The sequence below is a fragment of the Candidatus Peregrinibacteria bacterium genome, from assembly GCA_016699145.1.
Lineage (GTDB): Bacteria > Patescibacteriota > Gracilibacteria > UBA1369 > 2-02-FULL-48-14.
Map to the genome: position 1 here is coordinate 402,547 of CP064962.1, position 25,004 is coordinate 427,550.

Below are 25,004 nucleotides of genomic sequence, written 5' to 3' on the forward strand. Positions count from 1 at the left end.
TTGTTCTAAAACTCTTTACTTTCGTGAAACATTACTTTTCCCATCGTCGACTTCAAAAGAGCTTGCAAGCCAGTCGCGTGCCCCTCAATCCGGATTTTGTGGCTCGACTCAAAAGCAAACTTCTGCTTGAAGCGGAGAAAATGCATGCTGTTTCGCGTTTAGAATTTAATTGGAATCATATGAAACGATACTCTTTCGCTTACCTCTCTTTCCTTCTTATTATAGGCCTTGGCATCGCCAATTTCTTGCCACAAGGAACTTTATCCGCTCAAGAACTGGTCAGCACCGCCACCACTAACTATGAGAGCCCTTCAGGAACCATTTATTACGAAAAACGTGAAACCACCGATTACCAAATCTTCCCTGGAGAAGTGAGCACCGAAGAAGTCTGGAGCAACGACACCGGGGACCTGCTATGGCTGCTCAATAAAAACAATGGGGGGAAACTCGGCTCCATGATCAAGATCAACGACGTGGGTGTGCCCATCGACTACGAATACCCCGCTCCAGCCGAAATATCAGAAGCAGAACAAACAATGGCCGACTCCATTAAGAAAGGCACCGTTTACTGTGCAACCATTGAAGTAGAAGGCAACACTCGAGATGAGACCCTGCTTCAAGTCGCTAAAGAGAACCCTGCGTACTGGTTCATTAGCGCTGGAACGGGTGACGCCACTAAGAGCAAGGGCTACGGCTTCATTGAAACCTCAGGCTCCATGAGTGTCAAAATCCTCCTTGACACCATCCTGAGCCAGATGAACCAAAGCAACGATATTTCAGAAAACAACAACTACAACTTGACTGAGCGTAGCGAAGACGAAATTCAAAAGTACGTGCTCAGTCAAAGTTGGATCGACGACTTAAATCATGAACAAAGAACCGACTACATCTTCAACGCGCAAAACTTCACCCTCGAGCGTCAAGAATATTACGTGGATGAGACGCTTTATTCAAAAACCGTTTATCTCGGGCACGGCACCTACGCAGCGAGCGAACGGGACACCATTTTTGACGCCGAAGCCAAAGGCCTCGTAGAAAATCCCAACTTCACCACCGTGATCCCGGGCTACATTCAAGAATCCGGCTGTTATGACAACCGCACAAAACTGTCTGTGGAAGAAAGTGAAGCCTTCTTAGCCACCCTTCCTAAAGAAGCTCGAGAAGGTTACAAAGGCACCGTGAGAAGCGTTGAAATCTTGATTCCCGTGAACGAAGAACCCAGTGAAGAAGCAGAGGTCAGCGCCTTCATTTGGCCCACCAATTCATATAAAATCTCACAAGTTTTTCGTGGAGATCATCCCGGCATCGACATCACGCGTGAGGACGACACGAGTGAAGAGCTGCCCGAAATTTACGCCGCAGCCGACGGAGTAGTGATCAGTGTCGAAACAGGTTGGAACGCAGGCTATGGGGAGGCCATCAAAATCGATCACGGCAACGGTTACGTCACCCATTACACCCACCTATCTGAGTTCACCGTAGAAGTCGGCGACACCGTGACTCAAGGTCAATTCATCGGACGCATGGGAAACAGTGGACGCGTTTACGGAGTCACAGGGATACACATGCACTTTGAATTGATTTATAATGGCGTCAAAGTTGACCCTCTCGACCATATCTCTCTTTAAAAAACACTGGAAAAAAGGATTGCTCATTGCGCTGCTCGGTGGAGTGACGTTCATGGGCAGTCCTTTCCTTGTTCAAAGATGGGCCCTCGACAAAATTTTCACCGTAGAACAAATCACGGAGCAGCCCGTAGCCATCGTATTTGGCGCCGGCATCGGCAAAAACGGAGGCCCCAGTGACGCTCTGTACGACCGCCTCACCGTCGCTTCTCAACTTTATAAAGCCGGCAAAGTCTCGAGCATCCTCGTCTCAGGGGACAACTCCACTGAAGACTACAACGAGCCCGAAGTGATGAAGAACACTCTCATAAACGCCTTCGCCATCCCTCCCAATGCCATCACTCAGGATTTTGCTGGCCGACGCACCTACGACACTTGCATCCGTGCAAAAACCCTTTTCGGCGTGGAGAAGGCAATTCTCGTCACGCAAGAATTCCATCTGCCTCGCGCGCTATACACCTGCAATTCACTCGGCATTGAAAGCAGTGGCGTCTCGGCTTCCTTGCAACCTTACATTTTTGGCGACTATTACGAATTTCGCGAATATGCAGCCACCTTGCAAATGGGGGTGGATTTATACCTGTGGTCGCCCGACTACATTGAGTAAAAAACGATTTCCGACCCTTCAGACCCTCTCGCACACCAGCCAGAGGGCCTCTACAAACTGTTTAGAAATTCAAAAAAAGCCCCGTAGGGCTCTTTTTGAAAAGAAGAAAAACAATTACTTGCGTTTCTTAGAAGCAGCTTTCTTGGCTGGCTTCTTAGCGACCTTTTTGGCCACTTTCTTCATAGGCTTTTTTACAGCCTTTTTGGAAGCTTTTTTAGGAGCTGCCTTTTTTGCCTTTTTAGCTACTGCCATGGCGTGGAAGTTAGAAGTAAAACTTCATTCAAAATTTTCCTCCAGTTTCAGATGGATTACAAGAGATAATTTAAAGAATTTTTCAAGTCGAAATTTCGTGATGAGCTTGAGCAAAACATGCATTTCCTCCCAATATTTCCCCTCCCCAAGCAAGCAAAACGGGAGTAGGGTTAGGGGCATGGAAGGAACCCACATCCACCAACTGAGCTTCAAACGCTTCCTCCTCTTTTTGCTCCTTTTCTTAGGACTGCTTTTTGGCATAAACATTCCCACTCCCGAACCCGTAGAAGATCATCAAAGTCTCATCCCCGGCATCGTCACCGCCGAAGAATCGACTCAAGAAGACAGCAGTGAAACACCCACCCTCCATCAAATTCTCACGGTGGAAGTGAAACCCGGCACCCCCGAGCGCCAAAGTCTCAGCATCGAAAACAGCGATATCGCCGGCCCCGATGCACGCCTCTTTTATGAAGGCGACAAAGTTTATGTGGCTCAAAGCGAAATCCCCGGTGAAGCCCCTCTGTACAGCATTGCCGATCACGATCGCCGAACTTCCCTCTACCTGCTCTTTGGTATTTTTTGTCTGACCGTTTTACTGATTTCCGGCAAACAAGGCGTCGAATCTTTCTTTGGAATGATTTTTTCTTTCGCGGTGCTGCTCAAACTCATCCTACCTTTGCTCATGCTCGGCATGAATCCTGTGCTTTCCGCACTTGCTGGAGCGGCGCTCATCATCCCCAGCACTTTTTACCTGTCGCACGGCTTTCAAAAAAAGACTCACATTGCCGTGCTGGGCACCTTGCTAACCCTCGCCTTAACGGGTTTGATCTCGCAAATTTTCATCCCTTTGTCCCATCTCTCGGGCTTGGCGGATGAATCGGCCTTCTATCTCAAAATCGGCTCGGAAGTAGGCTTCAATTTTCAAGGCCTCTTGCTCGCTGGAGTGCTCATCAGCATGCTGGGCATCCTCGACGACATCACCGTTTCACAAGCGTCCATTGCAGAGGAATTGCAAGCCGCCAAACCCAAAATTTCTTTCACAGAACTTTACTCCCGCTGCATGACTGTGGGCCGCGACCACATCGCCTCCATGGTGAACACGCTCATTTTGGTCTATGCCGGTTCTAGCCTGCCGCTCATGCTGCTTTTTTTGAGTTCAGACCATTCCTTCAATGAAGTCATCAATATGGAACTCGTCGCGCAAGAAATCGTGCACACGCTGGTCGGCAGCATCGGTCTGATCTGTGCGGTTCCCATCACCACTTTACTGGCTTGTATAAAAATCAAAAAAAGATAAAATAAGGCCATACCTTTTTTTTATGAAATCCAAACTCACCTTCCTCTTTACAACAATCACCTTATTCGGCCTGCTGCTGCAACCCAGCGCAGAAGCGTTTCAATTGAATGAAACGCAAGCCTACGATGGAGTGGCCACCACCAATTATTTTGCCAATTCCGTTTTAACCGAAGCCGATCGCATCGTGGAACGCAGCACCGCCGCTTACGATGAGGATGACAGTTTTGGCATGCCCCGAGAAGCCGATAGCTTCCTTTATGTGGGCTTTGAAGAACCCTTTGACGGTTTTGCCATGGATCTAGAGAACGCCGCAACCGGAGGCGCCTTCAAGGTGACTTATTGGAACGGCTCCTCTTGGTCCACCTTGATTGCAGAAGCGGACGAGAGCATTCGCAACGACAGTACCAGCGGCGTATTTCAATTGGAATGGGATAGGCCCTCCAACTGGGATGCGCGCAGTTTTGAGATCGACACTCCTGAAGATGAGGATGAAGACTCCACCGACGAACTGTACTTCGCACGCTTAGAAGTGACCGAAAACTACAACAGCGTTCCTCTTATTGAACAAGTGGGCATCACAACCTACAACCTGGTCTTGAACGTGGAGACCGAATTGGAAGACGGCCTCAGCGTGAACGAAGCCGACTTTGACTTTATAAGTGGCGGCAACACCACCGTCTACGCTCACAAACGAACAGGCTATGAACATCACTTTGCCCTGCACAGCTTGGGAGGCACTTACACTTATTCCGTGAACAAATCTGGTTACATTGAAGAAGAATTCACCGCCCAAGTCGACACGGATCAAAATGAAGAAGACATTCGCCTCGACTACACTCACGTGATTCGCGCCACCGACGCAGACGACGGAGAAAACGTCAGCATCACCTCTGCCGAAGCCGGAACCGAAGATGTGACTTGCGTAATCGACAATGGCGACGCCTACTGCCCCGTGGATACCGATGATGACAACAGCACGGCCCGCGTGGAAGCAAACAACTACGAGACTCATTCCTTCACTCTGCCCAATCGTACCAACGATGGTGGCGTACAAAAAATTTCCAACATCGAAATGGAGCAAAGCGGAAGCAGCAACCCGAGCAGCGACGATGTGGACCTCTTTGTTTCCGACTTGAGCGTGGAGGATGAAGAACTGACAGTCACCGTGAAAAACATCGGGGAAGAAGATTTGGATGAAGCAGTGGATCTCTACGTTTACATTGAAAACGAACGCGTCGCTTCTTATGAGGTGGGCGAAAATTATCTGGAGGCAGACGACATTGTGAACGTCAATTTCGACCTGGAAGAGTTGGAGGATTTGGATGAAGAAGTGTCCGTGCGCGCTTGCATCGACGCAAATGATGAAGCCGACGAGGACAACGAAAACAACAACTGCCGCACCGAAGACTTCGGTGAGAATAACAGCAACGATGAAGAAGTGGACTTTGAAGTGACCGAAATTTTTGGAGACGAACACGACTTTTATTACACCCTTGCCAACACGGGTGATGAAGATGCCAACGGCTCCATTCATTTCGAAGTCACGGTAGAACAAAACGGTCGAGAAGAACGCGTGCTCAGCGGCAATCATTCCAGTTCCAGTGGAAGCAGCAATTTCTTTGATGCAGGAGGGGAAAGCACCTTCGATTCCGAAGATCTTTTAGAAGAATATTTTGAAGATGGAGACGATTTTGACGTCACCGTATGCATCGACACCGAAGACGATTTCGATGAAGAAAATGAAAACAACAACTGCATGACCGTGGACGACAGCGAACTCGATGAAGGACTCCATTACGATTCTTGCGGTTCCTTCAACGACATCGTCAATCATTGGGCTGAAGAATACATCTGCGAACTCTACGACAGCGATATCGTGGAAGGCCGCAGCCACACTCGTTTCTACCCCGACTCCGCCGTCACTCGTGCTGAATTCCTAAAAATGACCTTGTTGGGCCTCGGCTATGACACTCACACGGTTTCAGCCGTGCACTACTCCGACGTCAGTTCCAGTCATTGGGCCTATGAATACGTAACATACGCAACGGCCAGCGGCATTGTGGACGGTTACAGCAACGGCACCTTTAAACCCGACGCTTACATCAGTCGTGCCGAAGCTTTGGTGCTTTTATTGCGAGCCGCCGATCAAGACGACAACGGACGTGTGGATGAAGATGAAATCAACTTCTGGGATGTGGACGAAGACGACTGGTTTGCCTGGGCCGTGGTGCTGGCCGATGAAGAAAACCTCATCAGCGGGTACAGCGACAACAGTTTCCGTCCCACCAATTCCATCACCCGAGCAGAAGCCGCTAAGATTGTGAGCCTGGCAAATGAACTTTAAAATGAAACGCCTCTTCCTCTACAGCCTACTGCTGGTCAGCACCCTACTGGGCACTGTGCTTGCTTATGACGTGTGGCGAACTCAAAAATTAGAAGGACCGGACGCTCCTTCCCCCACCACTTGGCAAGAGATCGATCCTACGCAAACCGATGCGACCGCGCCTCAAAAACTCAGCATCGCACTGCCTTTTTACTCGCAGGCTCCCTTTGGCAATTGGGATTACCCTTGGCAAGAAGCCTGTGAAGAAGCCAGTATCGCTCTGGTTGCCAATCTATATTTAGAAAAAAACTGGAGCAAGGAAGCGTTCAACGAAGAACTGTTGCGCTTGGTGGACTGGGAAATGGACCGTTTTGGGGCCTACGAACACACGACCGTGGCACAAACCGTGCAAATGATCGAAGAAAATTATGGACTAAAAACCGTCGTGCATGAAAATCCCACTTTTGAAGATTTGCAAAGCAGCATCGCCAGCGGACATTTGATCGTCGCGCCTTTTGCGGGGAAACAATTGAATAACCCCAATTTCACCAACGGCGGCCCCGTTTACCACATGTTGGTCATCAAGGGTTACGACGCCACTAAAAATCAAGTGGTGACCCACGACGTGGGCACCCGCAACGGAGAAGATTACGTCTATACTTGGTCTGTGATTCAAAGTGCGCTTCACGATTGGCACAATACCGACATTGAACAGGGTGCCGCCCGTTGGATCGAAGTTTTGCCCCTTTAGCCCCACGCCCTCATGTTCATTTCTTTGCAAAAAGAAATCCTTTGGTCCACTGTCGTACAAATTCTTGGAAAAGGGCTACAAATTGCCATCGGCATAGTAACGGTGAAAGGAGTCACCACTATTTTGGGAACCGAAAACTATGGTCTATACGGAAAAATTTCAGAATTCTCTTTATTTTTTGCCACGGCAGCCAACTTAGGTATTTTTGGAAACACCGTGCGTCGCCTCTCTCTGGAACCTAAAAATGCACAGCTTTTTGGCAATGCGCTGCTGCTACGTCTCTTCACGGGAATGCTCTTTCTCGGCCTAGGATGGATCTTTGCGCTGCTCACAATTGAAGACCCCATTTTCTTGCTGGGTACGCTCTTTTTCATGAGCAGCCTGCTCTTGGATTTGATGACCACTGTTTGCGATGCTCTGCTGCAAGCCCATTACAAAATGGGCCGTGCCACCCTAGCCTTGCTGCTGGGACGTTTGACCAATCTGGCGGTGATCGGGGCCTTGAGCTCAACGCTCAATAACACGCCCGAGGATTTCAATCTTTCTCTCTTTTTACTCGGCCCTCTGCTGGCCGCCCTCGTCACCTTGGGGCTGAGTTTCCTTTTTGCACGGCAGATTTTAAAACCCAAGTGGACTCTGAATAAAACTTTGCTCAAAGACCTGTTTTTAAGTTCGCTGCCTTTTGGGATCATCAACATTTTAAACAACTTGTACTTTCGTTTTTTGCCCGGCGCTTTTTTGGTCACGGTGCTCAGCAATTCTCATTTTGGCATCTACAATTTGAACATGCACCTCAGTGCAACCTTAAGCATCCTTTCCACTTTTTTCATGTTCTCGGTGCTGCCCAAACTGGAACAAAGCCTTAAAAAGAACGATTTAAAAGCCGCCAAATTGCTCTACCAAAGTGCCAAACGCATCCTAGGGCTCGCTGCCCTAGCCTTGGTGGGACTGGGCACTTGGCTGGGACCTTGGGCCCTCAGCTTGGTCAGCAACAAAGACTTTCTCGATCCTGAAACTTGGTTCTTCCTGCCCTTACTACTCATACTGACGGGCGTGTCTTATTTTTATGATTTGGCACTGCTCACGCTGTTCGCTCTTAAGGATGAACTGTGGTGGATGAAACGCGAAGTCTTGGCCCTGAGCATCGGTCTGCTTTTTGGACTCAGCATAGTGCTGCTGCCTCACAGCACCGGTCTGGCCAGCGTTCTCATTTTAACGGGGGCCATCGTCGCAGAAGGCAGCATTGCATTTTTAGGCATGAGACGGATCAAAAAGCACTTATCGGCTTAGGCTGATTTTATAGCCCGTGTAGTTGTTGGCTCCCGTGTAAGCAGGGCGATACCAATCCCACCCGGCAAAAGTCCAAAATGAAGAAAGCGTAGACCACGCCTCTAAGTCGGCAGAGTCGCTGACTTGAGTCACTTGAGCATCAGGATTGGAAGTGGCACTGAAAAGCGGAACAGAAGTGCAAGAGGCCGAAATGGGATCAAAAGGCGTAGCACTGTTTCCACAATCATAAACTTCCACGGTTCCTAAAAAGCCTTCAATTCTGCGCACTCCAAAGGCGCCATAGCCACTGTTTCGGGTGCCCACCCAATAGCTGTCACCAAAATTCAATACCGTGTTCAAAGAACTGGAAGGCCCATAGGTGCCCGTTGTCCAAGTACCAGAACCATAACCATAAATTTCATCATAGCCCACAAAACTGAGCGTGAGGCTTTGAGGATAATTCGCGGCATTCAAAGGGTCAGTTCCATAATAATAAACTTCAGATCCATCAGTGAAGGCGTCTCCATCGCTGTCTTCATCGTTGGGATCCGTGAAATAAGCCGTCACTTCATATTCGTCGGTGAGGCCATCGGCATCGCTGTCTTCCAAACGAGGATTCGTGCCATAGGTCACCACTTCTTCATAATCCGTTAGTCCATCGTTTTCGGTATCGGTGTCACAAGGATGAGACCCTGCATAATATTCCTCTAAATTGCTGAGTCCTTCTCCATCAGCATCACCCGTTCCATCAGCCACCAAGGGATCCACGCAGCTATAAGTCCCTTCCCACGAATCCGACATGCCATCGCCATCGGCATCAGCAAAATAATCGGAGGAATCCAAGGGGTCAGTGCCATCCTGCAAGACTTCCTGTCCATCGGAATACGTGTCCCCATCGGTATCTGCATCGCTAGGATTCGTGCCATACGTCATCACCTCTTCATAATCATTCAGTAAATCGCTATCGGTATCACTCAAGAGCGGATCCGTCCCATACGTATTCACTTCCTCTCCATCGCTCAGAACGTCTGCATCGGTATCACGATCATTGGGGTCCGTGCTGGAGCCATTCACTTCCTCTTCATCACTGAGTCCATCGCTATCGGTATCACTCAAAAGTGGATCCGTCCCGTAAGTCATGAGTTCTTCATAATCATTCAGTAAATCGCTATCAGTATCACTCAAGAGCGGATCCGTCCCATAGGTGTTCAACTCTTCCTCATCACCGAGACCATCGCTATCGGTATCACCCAAAAGTGGATCAGTCCCATAGGTATTCACCTCTTCTTCATCACTGAGTCCATCACTATCGGTGTCACTTAAAAGTGGATCGGTCCCATACGTCATCACCTCTTCATAATCATTCAGCAAATCGTCATCCGTATCTGAATCATTGAGGTCGGTGCCATAAAGAGATTCAAGCACATCATAAAGTCCATCGCCATCCGTATCCGTGGTGTCGGGACTACTGTTGCTGTCTAGAGGATCAGACCCTAAAAGATATTCTTCATAGTCGCTGAACCCATCGCCATCCGTATCTTGCACCAAGGGATCCGTGCCAAGATTCACCTCTTCACCATCTTCAAAATCATCTCCATCCGTGTCGGCATTCAAGGCATCGGTAAAGTAAACGTTCACCTCATCCCCATCGCTGAGTCCATCACCATCGGTGTCGCTATTGTTGGGCTGGGTGTCGTTTTGGTACTCTTCCAAATTACTGAGTCCATCGCCATCTCCATCTTGATTCGCATCGGAGGCATCGAACGGATCCAATCCATTGGCAATTTCCCAGGCATCTTCCATGCCATCGCGGTCCGAATCACTGAGATGACTGAGGGGGTCCAAAGGATCGGTCAAATCGCGCAAAATTTCCTCACCGTCCGAGTAAGCATCTCCATCCGTGTCTGCATTCGTAGCCAAGGTGCCATATTCATAAATTTCTTCAAAATCCGAAAGCAGATCCAGATCGCTGTCGGCCTTGTTCACATCAGTACCCCAAACGCTTTCCTGAAAAGCACAAAGTCCATCGCCATCGGCATCAAGATTCCCAGCAGCGGTCGTATCGAAAGCTTCGTAAGCTCCACGATCCGAAATCGAACAGACTGGACGTACAATAAAATCTGCATCACGAGGCGGAGCGTATTGCATGTCCGCACTGTTCACGGCCAAAGACCCCGCAAGCAAACGCAGATTGCCATTGGCAGCATCAACGAAAGAAGCCGCTTCCTCATAAGCAGCGCTTTCATAACCCACCGACTGCGTCGCTTCCAAGTCATAAGGCGTTCCAGAAATGTGAACAATCGTTCGCCCCACGCCTTCATAAAGATTGGAATCATACGTGCCCAAATCCATCCAAACATTCGCATTCAGAGCCGCGTTTCCAAAGTTAGAAAACACATTGTTCACGACCTGCGCAGGGGTCGTCAAAGTTGCCGCAAGATCAATCGAGAACAGGTTTTGGCCGTAAAAAGTATTGTTGATCAAATTCAATTCAGAAACAGTACCCGCCGCTTGAAATGCATAATCTCCACCCAAAAAGACATTGTTCAAAAGCGCCCCGCTGAGCTCAGAATCTTGCACGGTAACGGCAGTTCTTCCCCCGGTGAATCGGTTGGCAGCCAAATCCTGACTGAGCAGAGAATAGTAATCCAAAACCACGCCGCGCTCAAAGTTTTCAAAGCTGTTGTCGCGCAACTCCTCCATTACCGAAAAATAGGAGTAAAACCCATTGCCTGTAGGAATAGCCGTATTGTGACTCAGCACGTTTTCATTGAAACGATCCACATCCGAAAAATAGAGGCGAATCCCTTCATTCACTTCGCGGAATTTATTGTCCAAAACCTGGGTCACATCGTAAGCAGCCATGCCAATTGCAAGCTCAGAATGGTAAAAATCATTGCTCCGAATGCTGCCCTCATTGCCGAACGATTCAGGGGAATTCACAGGTGGATTCCCTTCCACCCAGTCCGCAAAATAGCCATCGCTGGCTTCCAAAACAATGCCATACAAAGGGGACCAAATGGCATTTTCTTGAATGTCCGTAAAAGAACCGTTCACAATGTGAATATTGATGCCTTTCCCTGTTAAAATATTTTTTTGAAAGGTGGATGTCACCGAGTCGCGAGCCTCAATATCAGCCACGGAAGAGGCCAAAAGATTGGCCTCCAGTTGAGGCACTTGAACCGCCTCCAAATCAAAAGCATAGTCGCCCCCTTCCACAAGATTGCTGCTCACGGCATCCAATGTATAATCCGCAGCTTGCACGCCCGCCGAACGGGTGCTGCTGTCATCCACAAGGAAGATTTTATTGTTCTGAATCGAAAGGAAACGGGACGTCCCATCCCCTTCTAAAACAAAGCCAAGGGCTACATTTTCAATCGTGTTTCCAATCAAATAAGTCCCCGAAGATTTATTGAATTGAAAGGCAGAGCTGTTCACACCTCCTCCAACGACTTCATTGTCGGCCACATGCACTTGGGCACTGTCCTCCACATAAAAGAAATCACCCGAGTTGTAGCGCGCATCGCTATTTAAAACATAAAAGTCTCCGGTCAGTTGAGAGGCCACAACGAACCAATTTTTGCCATCGTAGCTTTTAGAAGCCGCCCCTCGAAAATCATTGGAATCCACAATCAGTGTCCCGCTATTGGCCGAAGCAAAAATAAAGGCGGAGTTGAACGTGTTGTCCAAAATAGAAACGGTGTTGTTCCCTGAAACCAGAATGGAATTACCGGAAGTGGTAAATGCATTATTCTCAATCAAAACGTAATCTGAGTTCCCATTCAAAGTCACTCCTCCGCTGCCATTGAAATGAAAGCCGCTCACAGTGATTTTTTTATCTCCAGAGATCGTGAAACGCGTCGAGGTGCTGACCCCGCCATAAGGTTTCAACTCCACATCATTGGTGGAATTGGCATTGTTCAAGCTTTGATTGCCACTCCCTTTGTAATAGAGGGTGATGCTTTGACCAGCATACTTCCAATTGCGTGAATCCAAAGCCGCTTGCAGAGTTTTATAAGCGTTGGATTGGGTGGTTCCGTGGCATACGCGAGGGCCCCAATCACTCCCTGCAGCCGGGTCTACATAGGCCGTCGTAGACCACTGGCAGACCGCTTCCACCCTAGGAATAGAGGGAAGCCAATAGAGAGAACCCACCACGGAAAAGAGAAGAAGCCATAAAAAAAGCAGTCCAACGTGAACCCAAACGTCCAAAACGCATGAACATAAAAAGTGAGGTTAGTAAGGAAATCAAGACGTTTAAAATAAGGGCAAAAGCCTTGAGTGTCAATAAGCTGTATCTATAAAAAGAGGTTTCCTTTCCGAAGAAAATCTGTTAAAAAATGGGCACGTCGGGGTGTAGCGCAGTTGGCTAGCGCGCTTGCATGGGGTGCAAGAGGTCGTGGGTTCAAGTCCCGCCACTCCGACCAGAATTTATGAATCCTCAAAATTCAAAGAAAAAAATCATCGGAGTTTTAGGCGGGATGGGGCCGGAGTCAACCATGATTTTTTATCATGCACTGATAAGACAATGCCAAAAACAATACGGCGCCAAATATGACGAAGATTATCCAGAAATTTTTATCTACAACCTGCCGATCCCAAATATAGTCGAAGGGTTGGGACAAGCAGAAAAAACTCTGACCATCCTTATCAAAGGAGCAAAGAAAATAGAATCAATCGGTGTAGATTTTATGGTTATGCCGTGCAATACCACGCATTATTTTTACTCGAGTATAGCAAAATCCATTTCCATTCCATTCCTCCATATTTTCCATGCCACATCGAAAAAAGTTAAAGATCATGGGTTTAAAAAAGTTGGCCTATTGGCAACGGAAATGACAATAAAGCACAAAAGTTTTGGCAAGAGTTTCGGGAAAAACGGGATTGAGCTTATTTTCCCAGACAAAACCGATCAAGATAAACTGACACGGATTATTTTGAATATTCTGGCTGGTAAGAAACGGGACAAAGACAAAAAAGAATTAAAGCAAATAATCGATAGGATGAAACAAGACGGGGCAAAAGCAGTAGTACTGGCTTGCACCGATTTACCTATTTTACTCAAACAAGAGGACGTGGATATTCCAATTTTTGACACAGTGGAAATACTCGCAGAGACAGCGATTCAATATGCGATTGGGAAACCTGATCTGTAACCCTCTCCCCGGGGAATTCTAACCTTACTTCAGCATCTTCCTAATTTTAATCTGTAAATCTGGCACATGATTTTTGAGAGATAAGGAATGAAGCAGCAAATGATTTGACAAAAAATAAAATGTAGTGGAAGTTTAGGGACTCTAACCCTTTCTTCCCATGGGTGCAGAAGGCAAAAAAAATCCCGAATCCGAAAATGAGGCTTCAGTTGACGTAGAACCACTGAAAGGAGGCATCTACGACTGCAACCTCTGCATAGAAGAGTTAGGGTGTTCTGCAGAATTAGTAGTGCTTGGACATGCCGACCCAAGAACGGTATGTGACCTACATTCAAAAAACACAGCAAAGGACTTCACTTTAAGAACAGGCGCGGATGGAAGGCCCTTGGATATAGGAAGGCCAAAGCTCCAGATTCAAATCCCTTGCGGACTTGCTAAAAAAATAGGGGGAGAACTAGGGGTAGTGATCAATCGAGGATTAGGCGAGTCTTAATTCACTGTATCAAAAAAGCCCCGTGGCGTAAACTGAAATCCTCACCCACTTTTTATGTCCACCGCCCTTCCCCTACTCGCCGGTTTTCTGAGCTTCATTGCTCTCGATTTTGTGTGGCTCCGCCTGCTCATGTACAAAATGTACAAAAATGAAATCGGCTCCCTCATGAAGCCTGAGGTGAACTACGCAGCAGCCGCTCTCGTCTACCTCGCTGCCATTCTTGGGATTTATTTTTTCGTGCTGCCCAAGGTTAGCAGCCTTTCTCAAGCCGCGCTCTGGGGCGCACTGTTCGGCGGCCTGGTCTATGCCATTTATGACTTCACCAACCTGGCCATCCTCAAAAACTGGACCCTCAAAATCAGCCTCTACGATGCCGCTTGGGGAGCCATGGTGTGCGCTGCCGTGAGCACCGTGATGTTCTGGGTGAGTGTGAAAGGGTAAAAAATGAAGCCGTGCTGGGAAGAAACGCTTGATGGAAGCTCCCCTTTATGCTTAAATAAGCCCTATACAATCACTTAAAATTCCAATGAATAAACCTAACTCAGAGGCAAGTCTAGTAACGCGAATAGCAACAGGTGCTATAGTGGTTGGAGCTCTTGCAGGAGCTGGATTCTTAAGGTAATTACAGATTATCTAGACCATCAGAGAGACGCAATATCGGCATTGCGAATGGACCTAGCAGGTCAGCAAAAAGACTGGGCGGCGATGAGAGACGAAATGGAAAAACTCAATAAAGGGCAGGCCGAACTGGAGAAAAGCATGGATGAAATCAGCAAGGTGACTGCTGAAACAATGGGTGAGACGACACCTTGAAATTTCAAACCACCCTGCCGTCACCTGCTACTAATAAAAAGAGCAACACCGGCGCAGAGTATAACTCCTCCAAAAAGAAGAAGTAGGAAGGAAACAATCTTGAGTTTGCCGAGCAAATAAAACGAGCCCCATCCATCCATCTTGTAAGAACGCATCACAAAAAGAAAAATTGCATTGCTCAGGAATAAAACCAAGCCTAAAACGAAGAGCGTAAAAGCATTCCATCCCCTAAAAGTGGTGTGCAAAATAAGAGCCAAAAGACTCGACCCAAAAAGAATTGCGGCGAGAGATAAAGCGGCAGGAACGTAGGGGTATTTCATATGCAATATCAGTTACGATGCGCACTTTTTAAAGCAGCGGCCGACTTTTTCAGCGCTTTTTTCTCGAGTGCATTCAAAGGAAGCGAAACCAGATCCGTCACTCCCGTGCTGTCGAGAATGCACGGCACGCTCAGCGCAATGCCCCTTACACCACAGTAGTCATGCCCTTTTTCCAAAGGCACCGACAAGGGTAAAACCACGCGAGAGTGCTGAAAAATATGAACCATGATTTCGCGGATCACCGTCCCAATGGAATAACAGGTGTAGCCCACGTCGTGAATAATACGATAAGCCGCCTCACGAGTGTCTTTATATGCAGCATTCGCCATGCTCTTGGTGAAACCCGGCATTTTCATAAGAGCCTTCCCAGCCACATTGGCACTACTCCAAACAGGAAAAGAGGTATCCCCATGCTCGCCCAAAATAAACGCCTCAATACTTTTGGGGCTCAAACACAAAGCTTCTCCCAAATGAAATCGAAGACGCGCCGTGTCGAGCAAGGTTCCCGAACCGAAAACCCTTCCCCAAGGCAGACCCGAAAGTTTATAAACCTCATACGTCAGCACATCCACAGGATTGCTCACTACAAGCAAGAGAGCGCGCGGAGCCACTTTCATGATTTTGGGCACAATGTCTTTCATAATGGCCCGATTTTTTGCGATCAAATCCAAACGTGTCTCCCCTTCCTGTTGGCGAGCCCCCGCCGTAATCACCACCAAATGCGAGTTTCGAGCATAGGCATAATCATCAGTCCCCACCACCTTTGTAGCGTTAAAAAAAGCCATAGAGTGCTCCATATCAAGCACCAAACCCTCGGCCTTCTCTCGGTTACGATCAATGAGCACAAGCTCCGTGGGCGTCCCATCCATGAGCATGGCATACGCCGCTGTAGCCCCCACATTGCCAGCCCCAATCACGGTCACTTTAAACTGCGTTTGAAACGAAGGGAGGGTGCAGGCTTTGGACATAGGCGTAGATAAGTCAGCACCAGCTTACAACAGCATTGGATTTGAGGAAAGAGGCATGTAAACTGCCGTCCATCGGGGTGTAGCGCAGTTGGCTAGCGCGCGGCGTTCGGGACGCCGAGGTCGTGGGTTCGAATCCCGCCACTCCGACCATTGAGAAAATATAGAGATATTAAATTCATAAAAGAAGGCTATTAATTCATCATCAGAGCTACACCTTGTTTAATGAATCGGATCCCCATGTCTGCACCATATTCAGTTTGAAGCACAACTCTTATATTAAGATCTGGACTCCCATCCCTCTCAAAACTACGAGTATATCCATCTGAATAAACCATGTCAGGAGGAACGTATTCAAGAACATCCTTAGAATTGCTTATAAAATAAACAAAATTAGACATATTCGCTTCCATTAATGAATCAGCCATTATTCCTGGGGGGTAACTCGCACAAAATTCACGTGACGCACTCAAAGCAAGGGATGTTTCCACAAACAGTGTATCCTCTCTCAAATGGAGTGTGCGTAGTTTAGCTTTCCATTCTTGCCTTTCTCCCCAGCCACCAATGTAGTCATTTAAATTTGATAAATAAATTAAACCAATCGTTTTGCCTTCGGTCCTCACCGTTGCATTAATCTTGGGCAAAGCAAGGAGTAACTCAGACCTCAGTGTGGTCAACTTCCCTTGAAGATATAGATTTGCAATCTTACGAAAATTTTCATTTGTCGAAAGCCAACTTTGATAATCTTTTTGGCCTCTTTTAAAACGAAAGTAATGATGCAAAGCAGAAGCTTTTTGCTTTTCAGAACCATCCTCTGACTCTCGTCCCACCAGGCTCATATTTAAAACCAAGTTCACCAATCTCAATTCTTCCGGTTTAAAAGCACCTTTAACCATCTCCATTGTCATATCCGTCAGGTCCGGATTGAAATATTCAATGAACACCTCGACATCCGGAATCTCCCTATACAGTTCAAAATGCCTCCGGATCACCTCCAAAACCACCCTATTTCTAACAGTCATACAAGCATCGATGTCCAATAAATAAATCTCATCGAGATTCGAATTCACTGCTATATCAAAGATTTGATCGAACCCAACACCAATTCCAACCCCTTTAACATCTTTGATGAATTCAAAGACCTCAAATAAAGAGGGTTCAATGAACCTCCCCGAGCTTACGCTCGGGGTTTCAGCCTAGTTCAAGCTGCGCTTGGCCCGCATCTTCTTCGCCCTGTTGTTGGATATACTTTCGAATGACCTCCTCGTTAATCCCAACTGTGGAGGCAAAGTAACCTGCCGACCAAATACTTCTCGTCCCCCAGTACACTTTTCTAAGAAACGGAAACTTTATGTTCAACTCACGAGCTGTGTTGGCTTTTATTATTCTCACCACCTCTCCCACTGCTATTTGTGGAGGTATGGAAATTAAAATATGTACATGGTCTAAATCCGTGTTTACCTCTTTCACCACCAGTTCCGGATAGTACTTCGGAATATCCTTCATCACTTCCTGCAGAAAAGCCAACACACCTTCGTTGAATATCTTCCGACGGTATTTGGTCGGCCAAACTAAGTGATAGTCACAGATGAAAACTGCGTGTGAGCTTTTTCGTAGCTTCTTCATGCCTCCACTTTACACCACCACGAAGATGCGGGCACCCACTACATCCCTCGGGCTTACGCCCGGGGAACTACGTCAGTTGATTAGAAATAATATGGTTAGAAAAAGAGCCATATTTCTCATCAAACTCTCGCCCCTTTATCTCATAGCGAGGACCTGGAGTATCCTCATCACGAAGTACTTCTGCAAATCGAGATCCATACGACCCCTTGGCTTCTTCAAGTAATCGACGGGCTTCTTCTTCGGATTTTCCTCTAGCAATCAGAAGCTTTCTAGCCAGAGCATCTCTATATTCACTAGGGTTCATAGCGTTTCCTTAAATTTAAGCCTTCCCAGAATTATAACACTCCCTAAGCTATCTTTCAATACAGGTAAGGTACAGAAGCTTCTTCCATGTACACTGCATCTACCACTATTCTTCTCATTTTGTTTTGTTTCTGAAAACCACTGGTATTACAATCACCAAGCTTGACTCCATTTTTCCCGTCTCACCACCCGACCTTGAACCCAAAAACCCTCATCATTGGAGCCTCTCTGCTAGGAAGCCTGGGCGTTTTAGCGGTATTTGTAGAACCGAATGCAGAGCCGAATCTAGATTCGACAGTGGAAGATGTGGCGGGCAGCCCCGAGCTGCTTTCCCTGGGGTTCAACAATGCCGAACAAATTGTGACGGACGAAGGGAGCAATGGCATCCACATGGCTTGGGTTGCGGACCAGCAACTGTTTTTTGTAAGCCGAAATGAAGAAGGCGTGCTCACAGCAAAAAGCATGGCCGAGGGGAATATTCTGCTCCCTGCACTCGCTCAGTCAAAAAATCAGGTAGGCTTGGCTTGGGTAGAAAAAATCGACGGAGAAAATTTCGTTCACGTGAGGATTTCACAAGACAGTGGAGAAAATTTTGGTGAGGCAAAAATACTGGGGTCGGGATCAGGAGTGTCTTTGCGTGCTTCTGGAGAACAGATGAGCCTGGCTTGGCACGAAAACGCAAGTCCACTGAGCTCAAAAATCATGCTGAGTGTGTGGGCTGAAAAGGAGTGGAGCGAGCCCATTCGTGTGGATGCTTCTACTCAGGCTCCCCTTTGGCCATCGGTGGCCATGGATGGCAGTGAACTCTACGTCACCTGGCGAGACAATCGTAACGGATACTACTCCATTTGGCTGCGTCGCTCCCTGGACGGAGGAAAAACTTGGGAAGAGGAACAGAACATCAGCAAAGCCATCAGCGGCGACCCTGACATCTGCCTTGGAGCGGAAAACACTGTTTGGCTGGCTCATCACGGAAAAGGCAACATCACCCTCAGGCAATCCACAGATGGTGGCGTGCATTTCAATCATGAAGAAAGCTTGGGAAGCGGCCACTTTGCGCACCTGAGTTGCAATAAGGAAACCGCAGCCATTGTGTGGGAAGACGGCGAAGCTGTGGCTTGGGCCTTCTACAAGAACGAGTTCAAAAAAATAGACGCGGGACAAATTCACGACGGCAAGACTGCAGCCGGCACCGCCTATCTCTCTCCAAAAAATGATTTTCTAGAAATTTTCTGGATAAAAATAACGGGGTCCACGCCATTATTGGGCAACTTACGCCATCAAAAAATATTCTTCAACACTTCCCAAACCCTCAAAAAAGACCTAAGTTAAACACAGACCCTAGCCCAAAACTCCATGAAGAAAAAAATCATTCTACTGCTCGCTTCCCTCAAAATTGTGATCTCTATTTTAAGTTTTTCTGCTCTCACTCAAGCGGAAAGCACTTTTTCAGATCTGGACTCCGAAGACCCCAGCCTCATCGCCATCGAAACCTTGGAAGACAACGGCGTGCTCCAAGGCTATCCAGATGGATCTTTTCGCTCCACCGACACCATCAATCGCGCTGAATTCATCAAAATGGTCGCAGAAGCTCAAGAGGACGACTTCAATGAATCCAACTGTTTCCCCGATGTGACAAGCGACTGGTACGCAAAATACGTCTGCTATGCCAAAACCGAAGGCTGGGTAGAAGGCTACGAAGATGGCTTGTTCCGACCTGCAAATCCCATCAATTTTGCCGAAGCCAGTAAAATCTTGGTCCGAGCCTTTGAACTCGAAGAAGACCCCACTCTCACCCCCTGGTACCGACCTCATGCCGAGGCTTTAGAAGACCTCGCAGCCATTCCCCCTTCTATCGGAGATTTTGAAAAAGAACTGATGCGCGGCGAAATGGCCGAAATGGTGTGGAGACTCAGCGAAGAAGAATACGAACTCGACTCCTTGACCTACGAAGATCTGGAAGGAAATTTAATCGCGCTGAACTCTTGTGAAGAACTGGAGGCACTTTTCCTCTCTGAACCCAGGGATTATTACTACACAGGCTACCCCGAGGAGGGGGATGCCGCCGATGTCAGTGCGACCCCCTCGGCTCCCACGGACTATTCCAGCACCAATGTGCAAGTGGAAGGCGTGGATGAGTTCGACATCATCAAAAATGACGAGGAATACCTCTATACTTTGAAAGACAATCAGGTTCACATCCTAGACCTCTACCCCGCCGAAGCGATGAACACGGTGGCAACCCTCACCTTTGACGATCTCTCTTTCACTCCCAGTCAAATGACGCTCAGTGAAAACCGCTTGGTGGTGGTGGGCAGTGAATACGATTACGACGGCACTTCTTTTCACAGCAATCGAACCGGAGTCTACATTTACGATGTCACCGATCCCTCTGAACCTTCTTTGCTGCGAGACCTGCATGTGGACGGTTATTATGAAAACGCTCGTCGCATTGAAGATGAGCTCTACTTGATCCTGAACAAAAACGCAGGCATGTACTGGGGCGACTACGACACCATGCCAACTCAAATTGCTGCCGAAGAGGTCTTGCCTCACCTCACCGATTCCCTCACTGGAGTGAGCCAAGAAATTGCTCCTTGTGAGGCCATTCGTTATATGCCTCGCACCACTCGCCTCAGCTATGTGATCACCCTGGCCATCCCTCTTGTTGAAGAAGATCCCGTGGATGCGGAAGTGTTCATTGGTTCCAGCGACAACCTTTACGTTTCCAACCAAAACATCTACCTCAGCAGAAGCACCTATTCTTCTCCCAGCGACTATTACTACGACGCCTCCACAAGCAAGACTTTGATCCATCGAATCGCTTTGGATGAGGGCCAGATTGAGTACACAAGCAGTGGAAAAATTTCCGGCACGTTTTTGAATCAATTCAGCATGGACGAACATGAGGGCTATTTGCGAGTGGCCAGCCAAGTCTCTTCTGTCCAAGGCTCCCAAGGCTTGAGCAGTCGCCTCACGATTTTGGACGAAAATATGAATGCAGTGAGCAGCATCGCCAACCTGGCTCCCGGGGAAACCTTGCACGCCGCTCGCTTCATGGGAGACCGCGGCTATCTAGTGACTTTCGAAAAAGTGGATCCTCTCTTTGCCTTTGACCTGTCAGACCCCCGCAACCCCGAGCTTTTGGGTGAATTGAAAATCCCAGGTTACAGCGATTATTTACATCCTTACGGGGACCATTATTTGATTGGATTTGGGAAAGACGTCACCAACGCCAGCGCCGAGCAGGAAGCCTTGCGTGAACTCAATTTCTCTTGGTATCAAGGCTTAAAAGTGGCTTTGTTTGATGTGGAGGATGTGAGCAACCCTCAGCAACTCTACAGTCTAGGCATCGGCGATCGCGGCACGGACTCCGAACTTTTATACGACCACAAAGCTCTGCTCTTCGATCCAATCAGCGGCCAATTGAGCTTCCCTGTGACTTTGGCACAGCACACTGAGGAAAATCCTGACTCCAATGAATTCGGAGAAACAGCGTTCCAAGGGGCTTATTTCTACAGCATCGATCCTGAAAATGGCTTCCTTTATGAAGGCCGCGCCACCCATTACGAAGACGGCGCATTCGAAGACGGCTCTTATTACGCAAGCCGATCCGAAGAAAACTACATCAATCGCATCATTTACATTGGCGACACTTTCTACACCCTTTCCGAAGGCAAAGTGCGCGCCCTGAGCCGCGAAAGCTTAGAAGAGGTGGGAGAGGTGAGTTTGTAAATTTGTAAATGCCGATCAATTAGCCTTAGGCATAAAATCCACCAACCACCTTCCTAGTGCACCTCTATTCACCAAATTCTCTTGCCTCCAATGGCCTCCTCCCACAGTGACAGAAAAGTCTAGTCTTTGACCAGATTTCTTCGGGGTGACCAAATAGTTTCCAAGGGCCTGACTGAGTTCCGTGGAAAGCGCCGCAGAATACGGCGTAGGCACTGGAGCAGTCTGGTCACAAGGAACAGCTCCAAGGTAACTACCAGCATTTCTTATGCCATGAACAACTGCAGGTAAAATCGGCATAGACACATCCCTATAAAGGTCAAATCGTGATACCTTTCCTGACTCTCTAGGAACCCAATCGGCAGAAAATGAACCTCCCCGAGCTTACGCTCGGGGTTTCAGCCTAGTTCAAGCTGCGCTTGGCCCGCATCTTCTTCGCCCTGTTGTTGGATATACTTTCGAATGACCTCCTCGTTAATCCCAACTGTGGAGGCAAAGTAACCTGCCGACCAAATACTTCTCGTCCCCCAGTACACTTTTCTAAGAAACGGAAACTTTATGTTCAACTCACGAGCTGTGTTGGCTTTTATTATTCTCACCACCTCTCCCACTGCTATTTGTGGAGGTATGGAAATTAAAATATGTACATGGTCTAAATCCGTGTTTACCTCTTTCACCACCAGTTCCGGATAGTACTTCGGAATATCCTTCATCACTTCCTGCAGAAAAGCCAACACACCTTCGTTGAATATCTTCCGACGGTATTTGGTCGGCCAAACTAAGTGATAGTCACAGATGAAAACTGCGTGTGAGCTTTTTCGTAGCTTCTTCATGCCTCCACTTTACACCACCACGAAGATGCGGGCACCCACTACATCCCTCGGGCTTACGCCCGGGGAACTACGTCAGTTGATTAGAAGTAGGACAGTTTGGCGTATGCTCTAAACCAATAGGGAAGCGTAATCCAGAAGCAGAAGTTTGAAAACTCAAAAGGTCTGCTTTAAGTATACCTCTACCTTGTAAAGAATCTGCTAAAGTACGACGCACTGCCAACACTTCTCCCGCTACTCCTAGGCCACCTGATGTTAATGCACGCAGTACCTCCGTTTTACCAGTCGATTCTATTCGATCCAATTCAGTCAAAAAAGCTGTCAAGGCTTCTGGATCAACCGAAGCGACACCTTTTCCTATTTTCAAAATACCAGTGGAATCGTCAAGAGAAGCAGCTTGTAATTTGTGTAACCACAGCGGAAGAGCAGTGCCTGCTTGAGTATAAATAGCGTGGACCCCTTCATTGGCTGTTGATATGATTTCAGACATTAATAAAATGGATGATAAGGTAAAAGAAAAAGAGTATAAACCTTTAAATTGAAATGTCAATGTCAAGAAAGTTCTAGCTTCAGCCTTAACCGCTTTCAGAAGCGGTTATTACTATTTATGGATAGGTTCTAAATCAAAAAGTGGAGACCTAAGGCCTAAAACCTGAAGTTGTTCTATATTTGATCCAAGCGCCTCAGGTTGATCAAAAAGGACACCGCCATTCAACCAAACAGCCCCCTTTTGAGGAGAACAAGAAACAAGATTCAAAACCTGGGCAGGGTCTCCAAAACGAGCAACCGTAGCAAATCGGTCCACAAACTCAGTCCAATCTCCTCTAAAGGCCCCACTGAAACACAAAAGAGATTTGCTACCAAACGAACCTTCATTCGATTGAAAAGTCTGAGCCATCGTGGCCGTCATTCGACAATTAAAATCTATAAAAAAGAAGTTGTCCTCTGCATCAATCAAAACATCCACCCCTCCCACTCCCAACCATCCTTTTTCTTTCAATTTAGGAAGAACATGCGTAAGCAAAACAGATTGAATCTGAGATAAAACCCCAGAAGATTCAGCCTCATTTCTAACAATCCCTCCTAAGTATTCTCCACTAGGAGCTGTTAACATAAATAGAGGAGTGGTGTAGAGTGAAGTTACTCTAACCCTAACGCCATGTACCAGATGCTAACGGATGAACAGTTCAAACTGATCCAGCCTTATTTTCCAAAGCCCAGAAAGCCTGAAAAGATTCCACTGAAACGTTGCATGGATGCCATTTGTTATGTACTTAAAACAGGGTGCGCATGGAGACAAATGCCCTACGATTACAGAGAAAAAGAGAATGACTGGCACACGATTTATACAAGATACAAACGGTGGAGCGAATCTGGACTTTTTGGACAAATGCATGAACCTCCCCGAGCTTACGCTCGGGGTTTCAGCCTAGTTCAAGCTGCGCTTGGCCCGCATCTTCTTCGCCCTGTTGTTGGATATACTTTCGAATGACCTCCTCGTTAATCCCAACTGTGGAGGCAAAGTAACCTGCCGACCAAATACTTCTCGTCCCCCAGTACACTTTTCTAAGAAACGGAAACTTTATGTTCAACTCACGAGCTGTGTTGGCTTTTATTATTCTCACCACCTCTCCCACTGCTATTTGTGGAGGTATGGAAATTAAAATATGTACATGGTCTAAATCCGTGTTTACCTCTTTCACCACCAGTTCCGGATAGTACTTCGGAATATCCTTCATCACTTCCTGCAGAAAAGCCAACACACCTTCGTTGAATATCTTCCGACGGTATTTGGTCGGCCAAACTAAGTGATAGTCACAGATGAAAACTGCGTGTGAGCTTTTTCGTAGCTTCTTCATGCCTCCACTTTACACCACCACGAAGATGCGGGCACCCACTACATCCCTCGGGCTTACGCCCGGGGAACTACGTCAGTTGATTAGAGCACTTGAAGTAGCAGATGTACTTCAAGTGCGAATAGCTTTCCTGGACAGTACAACAAATAGAGCGCACCACAGTGCAGCGGGAGCCATGAAAAAAAGGGGCCACAAGCGTTAGGCCGAAGTAGAGGTGGGTACACTACAAAAATTCACATGATTGCTGGAGATCCAGATCATGGGATGCACTTTGTTTTAACAGGTGGTGAAGTGAGCGATGTGAAAGTTGGAAAACAAATTTTGAGAGATTATTCGTTTCCAAAAACAGTAGATCATTTGGCTATGGACAAAGGTTATTCATGCTACAAAGTTCTGGAGCTGTGCAAAGAAAAAGGCATAACTCCAGTCGTTCCTCCAAAGGCAAAAATGAAATTTCCGTGGGAATACAACAAGAACATTTATGCCTACCGCAACGAGATTGAACGCCTATTTCACCGAATGAAAAATCACAGAAGAATTTCAACTCGCTATGACAAATTAGACCTGATGTATGCCTCCTTTATCTCCCTCTGCCTTGTGGCACTTTTACTCAAAGTCTTATGTTAACAGCTCCTAGGGCCTGTTTTTTCTTCTGAATAACCGAAGAAACCCATAGTCCCATCAGGGTGAATAAAAAACTTAACATCAAACTCTTTTTGTTTATCTACATATTCTTGAACAACAATCGTACAATCTAAAGTAGAAAACTTAGCCTGTGCCTCAGTGAAA

25 protein-coding genes, 2 tRNA genes and 1 pseudogene are annotated in these 25,004 nt (G+C 47.3%); 17 read left to right on the forward strand and 11 right to left on the reverse strand.

The features are described from left to right. Positions 1–23: 23 nt before the first annotated feature. Complete coding sequence (locus tag IPG41_02180) at positions 24–1,628, forward strand: M23 family metallopeptidase (protein QQR55342.1); 1,605 nt, start codon at positions 24–26, stop codon at positions 1,626–1,628. Beyond that, positions 1,588–2,232, forward strand: a complete 645-nt coding sequence (locus IPG41_02185) for a YdcF family protein (GenBank protein QQR55343.1) — start codon at positions 1,588–1,590, stop codon at positions 2,230–2,232. The genes IPG41_02180 and IPG41_02185 overlap by 41 nt, the downstream gene beginning before the upstream one ends. 114 nt (positions 2,233–2,346) lie before the next feature. Here the strand turns inward: IPG41_02185 and IPG41_02190 are convergent, their stop codons facing one another. Continuing rightward, on the reverse strand, positions 2,347–2,484 hold the full coding sequence (locus IPG41_02190; protein ID QQR55344.1) for a hypothetical protein: 138 nt from the start codon (positions 2,482–2,484) through the stop codon (positions 2,347–2,349). A gap of 178 nt (positions 2,485–2,662) precedes the next feature. Here IPG41_02190 and IPG41_02195 point away from each other — a divergent pair, with 178 nt between their 5' ends. The 4 genes from IPG41_02195 to IPG41_02210 are packed head-to-tail and all read left to right on the forward strand — an operon-like array spanning position 2,663 to position 8,145. Continuing rightward, entirely contained in the window at positions 2,663–3,781 is a 1,119-nt protein-coding gene (locus IPG41_02195) for a YibE/F family protein (protein QQR55345.1), read from the forward strand. Between the two features lie 22 nt (positions 3,782–3,803). Beyond that, positions 3,804–6,125: an S-layer homology domain-containing protein gene (locus tag IPG41_02200; GenBank protein ID QQR55346.1), complete on the forward strand. Its 2,322-nt coding sequence runs from the start codon at positions 3,804–3,806 to the stop codon at positions 6,123–6,125. 1 nt (position 6,126) lies between these two features. Next, positions 6,127–6,855, forward strand: a complete 729-nt coding sequence (locus IPG41_02205) for a C39 family peptidase (protein ID QQR55347.1) — start codon at positions 6,127–6,129, stop codon at positions 6,853–6,855. 12 nt (positions 6,856–6,867) lie between these two features. Beyond that, positions 6,868–8,145: an oligosaccharide flippase family protein gene (locus IPG41_02210; GenBank protein QQR55348.1), complete on the forward strand. Its 1,278-nt coding sequence runs from the start codon at positions 6,868–6,870 to the stop codon at positions 8,143–8,145. Here IPG41_02210 and IPG41_02215 read toward each other — a convergent pair. After that, complete coding sequence (locus IPG41_02215; GenBank protein ID QQR55349.1) at positions 8,134–12,279, reverse strand: hypothetical protein; 4,146 nt, start codon at positions 12,277–12,279, stop codon at positions 8,134–8,136. The genes IPG41_02210 and IPG41_02215 overlap by 12 nt on opposite strands. A gap of 195 nt (positions 12,280–12,474) precedes the next feature. On the opposite strand from IPG41_02215, the gene IPG41_02220 reads away from it, so the two are divergent. The 5 genes from IPG41_02220 (at position 12,475) to IPG41_02240 (ending at position 14,583) form a co-directional block, all read left to right on the forward strand. Then, a tRNA-Pro gene (locus tag IPG41_02220) sits at positions 12,475–12,551 on the forward strand. 6 nt (positions 12,552–12,557) lie between these two features. Further along, entirely contained in the window at positions 12,558–13,280 is a 723-nt protein-coding gene (locus IPG41_02225) for an amino acid racemase (protein ID QQR55350.1), read from the forward strand. Between the two features lie 157 nt (positions 13,281–13,437). Then, a complete protein-coding gene (locus IPG41_02230; GenBank protein ID QQR55351.1) occupies positions 13,438–13,770 on the forward strand; it encodes a hypothetical protein in 333 nt (110 codons plus the stop codon). A gap of 54 nt (positions 13,771–13,824) precedes the next feature. Then, positions 13,825–14,211 (forward strand): DUF2177 family protein, encoded by a 387-nt coding sequence (locus IPG41_02235; GenBank protein ID QQR55352.1) that lies wholly within the window; start codon positions 13,825–13,827, stop codon positions 14,209–14,211. 228 nt (positions 14,212–14,439) lie between these two features. Continuing rightward, on the forward strand, positions 14,440–14,583 hold the full coding sequence (locus tag IPG41_02240; GenBank protein QQR55353.1) for a hypothetical protein: 144 nt from the start codon (positions 14,440–14,442) through the stop codon (positions 14,581–14,583). Positions 14,584–14,603: 20 nt separating this feature from the next. Here IPG41_02240 and IPG41_02245 read toward each other — a convergent pair whose 3' ends face one another. Beyond that, positions 14,604–14,903: a hypothetical protein gene (locus tag IPG41_02245; protein ID QQR55354.1), complete on the reverse strand. Its 300-nt coding sequence runs from the start codon at positions 14,901–14,903 to the stop codon at positions 14,604–14,606. 8 nt (positions 14,904–14,911) lie between these two features. Then, positions 14,912–15,871: an L-lactate dehydrogenase gene (locus IPG41_02250; GenBank protein ID QQR55355.1), complete on the reverse strand. Its 960-nt coding sequence runs from the start codon at positions 15,869–15,871 to the stop codon at positions 14,912–14,914. A gap of 73 nt (positions 15,872–15,944) precedes the next feature. Here IPG41_02250 and IPG41_02255 point away from each other — a divergent pair. Beyond that, positions 15,945–16,021 (forward strand) — tRNA-Pro (locus IPG41_02255). A gap of 41 nt (positions 16,022–16,062) precedes the next feature. On the opposite strand, the gene IPG41_02260 is transcribed toward IPG41_02255, so the two are convergent. From IPG41_02260 to IPG41_02270, 3 genes are all read right to left on the reverse strand, one after another. Further along, complete coding sequence (locus IPG41_02260) at positions 16,063–16,908, reverse strand: hypothetical protein (protein ID QQR55356.1); 846 nt, start codon at positions 16,906–16,908, stop codon at positions 16,063–16,065. Between the two features lie 151 nt (positions 16,909–17,059). Continuing rightward, positions 17,060–17,494: an IS200/IS605 family transposase gene (tnpA, locus tag IPG41_02265; protein QQR55357.1), complete on the reverse strand. Its 435-nt coding sequence runs from the start codon at positions 17,492–17,494 to the stop codon at positions 17,060–17,062. A 67-nt stretch (positions 17,495–17,561) separates the two neighbouring features. After that, positions 17,562–17,798 (reverse strand): hypothetical protein, encoded by a 237-nt coding sequence (locus IPG41_02270; GenBank protein QQR55358.1) that lies wholly within the window; start codon positions 17,796–17,798, stop codon positions 17,562–17,564. 161 nt (positions 17,799–17,959) lie between these two features. Here IPG41_02270 and IPG41_02275 point away from each other — a divergent pair, with 161 nt between their 5' ends. Continuing rightward, the gene (locus IPG41_02275) at positions 17,960–19,129 is read left to right on the forward strand and encodes an exo-alpha-sialidase (protein QQR55359.1); all 1,170 of its coding nucleotides are present in this window, start codon (positions 17,960–17,962) and stop codon (positions 19,127–19,129) included. Between the two features lie 24 nt (positions 19,130–19,153). Further along, the gene (locus tag IPG41_02280; GenBank protein QQR55360.1) at positions 19,154–21,532 is read left to right on the forward strand and encodes a beta-propeller domain-containing protein; all 2,379 of its coding nucleotides are present in this window, start codon (positions 19,154–19,156) and stop codon (positions 21,530–21,532) included. Positions 21,533–21,927: 395 nt separating this feature from the next. On the opposite strand, the gene tnpA (IPG41_02285) is transcribed toward IPG41_02280, so the two are convergent. From tnpA (IPG41_02285) to IPG41_02295, 3 genes are all read right to left on the reverse strand, one after another. Continuing rightward, positions 21,928–22,362, reverse strand: a complete 435-nt coding sequence (gene tnpA, locus IPG41_02285) for an IS200/IS605 family transposase (GenBank protein QQR55361.1) — start codon at positions 22,360–22,362, stop codon at positions 21,928–21,930. Positions 22,363–22,429: 67 nt separating this feature from the next. Beyond that, positions 22,430–22,909, reverse strand: coding sequence for a hypothetical protein (locus IPG41_02290; GenBank protein QQR55362.1), 480 nt, complete (start codon positions 22,907–22,909; stop codon positions 22,430–22,432). Between the two features lie 51 nt (positions 22,910–22,960). Beyond that, entirely contained in the window at positions 22,961–23,473 is a 513-nt protein-coding gene (locus tag IPG41_02295; protein ID QQR55363.1) for a hypothetical protein, read from the reverse strand. A 45-nt stretch (positions 23,474–23,518) separates the two neighbouring features. Here IPG41_02295 and IPG41_02300 point away from each other — a divergent pair, with 45 nt between their 5' ends. After that, positions 23,519–23,851 (forward strand): transposase, encoded by a 333-nt coding sequence (locus IPG41_02300; protein ID QQR55364.1) that lies wholly within the window; start codon positions 23,519–23,521, stop codon positions 23,849–23,851. Here IPG41_02300 and tnpA (IPG41_02305) read toward each other — a convergent pair. Next, positions 23,784–24,218 (reverse strand): IS200/IS605 family transposase, encoded by a 435-nt coding sequence (tnpA, locus tag IPG41_02305; GenBank protein ID QQR55365.1) that lies wholly within the window; start codon positions 24,216–24,218, stop codon positions 23,784–23,786. The two genes, IPG41_02300 and tnpA (IPG41_02305), sit on opposite strands and share 68 nt — an antisense overlap. Between tnpA (IPG41_02305) and IPG41_02310 the strand changes: the two genes are divergently transcribed. Beyond that, positions 24,217–24,417, forward strand: a complete 201-nt coding sequence (locus IPG41_02310) for a hypothetical protein (protein ID QQR55366.1) — start codon at positions 24,217–24,219, stop codon at positions 24,415–24,417. The two genes, tnpA (IPG41_02305) and IPG41_02310, sit on opposite strands and share 2 nt — an antisense overlap. Beyond that, positions 24,375–24,842: pseudogene (locus IPG41_02315) on the forward strand (IS5 family transposase). Before IPG41_02310 ends, IPG41_02315 begins: the two are co-directional and overlap by 43 nt. Positions 24,843–25,004 lie beyond the last annotated feature (162 nt).